Here is a 2394-nt window from a genome sequence, read left to right as displayed (position 1 = left end):
GTCACGCACCTTCGCCACGGCTCCCCAGCGCACCGCGAGCATGCGGGCGATGGACGCCAGCAGGTACGTGGCACCCAGGGCGACGCCGACGACGACCAGGTACTCACGCATCCGGGGCCCGCGAGAAGGCCGAGAGCCTGCACACCACGCCACGACCGACGCCCAGCGCCTCACCCGCCGCCTGCGCGACGAGGTCACCGAGCTCGAGCGCAAGCGCGACGGCATCATGGCCCAGATGGCGCAGCTGCGCGACGTCGTCGCCTCCTTCGCGCCCCGGTGCGGCCGCGGGCGTGCCGAGCAGGCGGCCATCGCCGATGCGCCCGAGCCGGAGCCGGTCATCGGAGCCCGTCGCCGACGAGGCGGAGGTCGCCGACGAGGCCGTCGCCGCACGAGGCCGAGGCCGCCGACGAGGCCGAGGTCGCCGAAGAGCCGTCGCCGACGAGCCGGCCGCCGACGCGACCACCGTCGTCCGACCGCCGCCGACCTGGCCGACGACGAGGACGACGAGGACGAGGTCGAGCGCACCGCCGTCCAGCCCGCGCTGCGGCTCGACGACGAGGACGACGCCCCGACCCGCAAGCGGCGCTGACCCCGGCCCGACGACGAGGGCCCCGGACGCGATCGCGTCCGGGGCTCTCGTGCGTGGGTCCTAGCGGGGCACGTCCTTGAAGACCGCGGTCGTGCGGTCGGAGTAGGCGCTGGAGTCGGCCCGCTCCATCGGCCCGTCCCACTCGCGCGGCAGCGGCCGGGCGACGGCCGGGTTGAGCCGGGCCACGACCTCGTCGAGCACCCGCTCGGTGTCGCCCACCCACAGGTGCTTTGGCGCGTCGACGGCGACGACCTCGGCCTGCGGGACGACCGCGAACCGCTCCCGCGCCTCGGGCGGCTGCAGGTAGTCGTCGTGCTCGGGCACCAGGGCGACGAGCGGCTTGCCCGACTCCGCCCACGCGGCGAGGTGCTCGGGGCGCGAGTAGCGCAGCGGCGGCGAGAGCAGGATCGCGCCGGCGACCGCGGGGTCGAGCCCGTGCATGAGGGTCAGGTCGGTGCCGAACGACCAGCCGACGAGCCAGATGTTCGGCAGGTCGTCGTACTCGGCCCGCTCGATGGCGGCGGCCACGTCGAAGCGCTCGGCTCCCCCGGCGTCGAACTCGCCGGTGCTGGTGCCCTGGACGCTGGACGTGCCGCGCGTGTTGAACCGCAGCACGGCCACGTCGGCGAGGGCCGGCAGCCGGTAGGACGCCTTGCGGAACACGTGGCTGTCCATCATCCCGCCGTGCGTCGGCAGCGGGTGCAGGCAGATCATCGTCGCCACCGGGTCGCGCTCGGCCGGCAGCGCCAGCTCGCCGACCAGGCGCTGGCCGTCAGCGGTGTCGAGCACGATGGGCTCGCGTCGGGCGGGCAGCACCGAGCTGCCGGTGATCAGGTTCGCCATGAGTCCTTCCGGGTCACAGGTGGACGGCCCGCTGCCAGCACGCGGTGTGCCAGTGGCGGCGCGCGTCGATGGCCTCGTCGGCCAGCAGGGGCTTGACGACCGGCCACACCAGAAGGTGCGGCGTGGCCGGTCGGATGGGCTGGTGGCAGCCCGGGCAGGTGTACGTCTTGGTCGCCGCGGCGCCGGTCAGCCGGCGCACGTACCAGTCCTGGCCGCCGCGGTGCTCCTGGACGTCCGCGTGCGGGGGCGCGAAGTCCCGGTGCGGACGCGACGGAGGGCGACGACGCGGCATGGGGCCAGCCTACGGGGGTCAGACCATGGCGATCGTGGCGGCGACCTCGTCGACCAGCTCGCGGGCCAGGAAGCCCACCCGGCCGAAGCGCTGCACGAGCCGCTGGCCGGAGACCGCGTGCACGTAGGCGCCCCAGCAGGCGGCCTGCTCGGGGTCCGCGCCCCGGGCGAGCAGGCCGGCCACCACGCCGGCGCTCACGTCGCCGCTGCCGGACGTGCCCAGACCGACGTCGGCGCTCTCCTCGCGCCACGTGCGTCCGTCGGGCGACGCGACGTGCCCGTAGACCGAGACCACGACGCCGTACTGCTGCGCCGCGTCCAGCGCGGCCCGGTGCAGGTCGTCGTCGGCGTCGCGGTCGAGCATCCGCGAGACCTCGGTGATGTTGGGCGTCGTGACGGTGCGGCCACGGACGTCCTCGACCAGCGACGGATCGTGGCTGAGCGCGCCGAGCGCGTAGGCGTCCAGGACGACCTTGGTGCGCTCCCCCGCCGCGCCGAGCACGCGGCGGACGAGCTCGGCCGTCTCGTCGATGTCGTCCAGCCCCGGGCCCACGGCCAGGACGTCGGCCTCGGCGGCCATGTCGAGCAGGCTCGTCGGGCACCGGCGCCGCGGACCGAGCCGGCCGTCGGTCTCGGGCAGGCCGACCACGGCCGCCTCCGGCACGGCGATG

The 2394-nt window shown here is 75.4% G+C and carries 4 protein-coding genes; 1 reads left to right on the top strand and 3 read right to left on the bottom strand.

Annotation, left to right across the window (positions count from 1 at the left end; translation table 11 throughout):
* Positions 1 to 226: 226 nt before the first annotated feature.
* Positions 227 to 589, top strand: a complete 363-nt coding sequence (locus AC2W7G_RS13870) for a hypothetical protein (protein ID WP_485868955.1) — start codon at positions 227 to 229, stop codon at positions 587 to 589.
* A 60-nt stretch (positions 590 to 649) separates the two neighbouring features.
* Here AC2W7G_RS13870 and AC2W7G_RS13865 read toward each other — a convergent pair whose 3' ends face one another.
* From AC2W7G_RS13865 to AC2W7G_RS13855, 3 genes are all read right to left on the bottom strand, one after another.
* Complete coding sequence (locus AC2W7G_RS13865; protein WP_485868954.1) at positions 650 to 1432, bottom strand: alpha/beta hydrolase; 783 nt, start codon at positions 1430 to 1432, stop codon at positions 650 to 652.
* A 13-nt stretch (positions 1433 to 1445) separates the two neighbouring features.
* Positions 1446 to 1724 carry a hypothetical protein gene (locus AC2W7G_RS13860; RefSeq protein ID WP_485868953.1) on the bottom strand — a complete coding sequence of 93 codons (279 nt, stop codon included), beginning with the start codon at positions 1722 to 1724 and terminating at the stop codon, positions 1446 to 1448.
* 18 nt (positions 1725 to 1742) lie between these two features.
* Positions 1743 to 2394 (bottom strand): ADP-dependent NAD(P)H-hydrate dehydratase (locus AC2W7G_RS13855; RefSeq protein ID WP_485868952.1); only part of this gene is annotated, 652 nt, incomplete at its 5' end.

This window comes from Aeromicrobium sp. PFPM2_SD2 (assembly GCF_057364525.1).
Note: the sequence above shows the minus strand (reverse complement) of the source record. Positions and strands in the feature narration are given on the sequence as shown.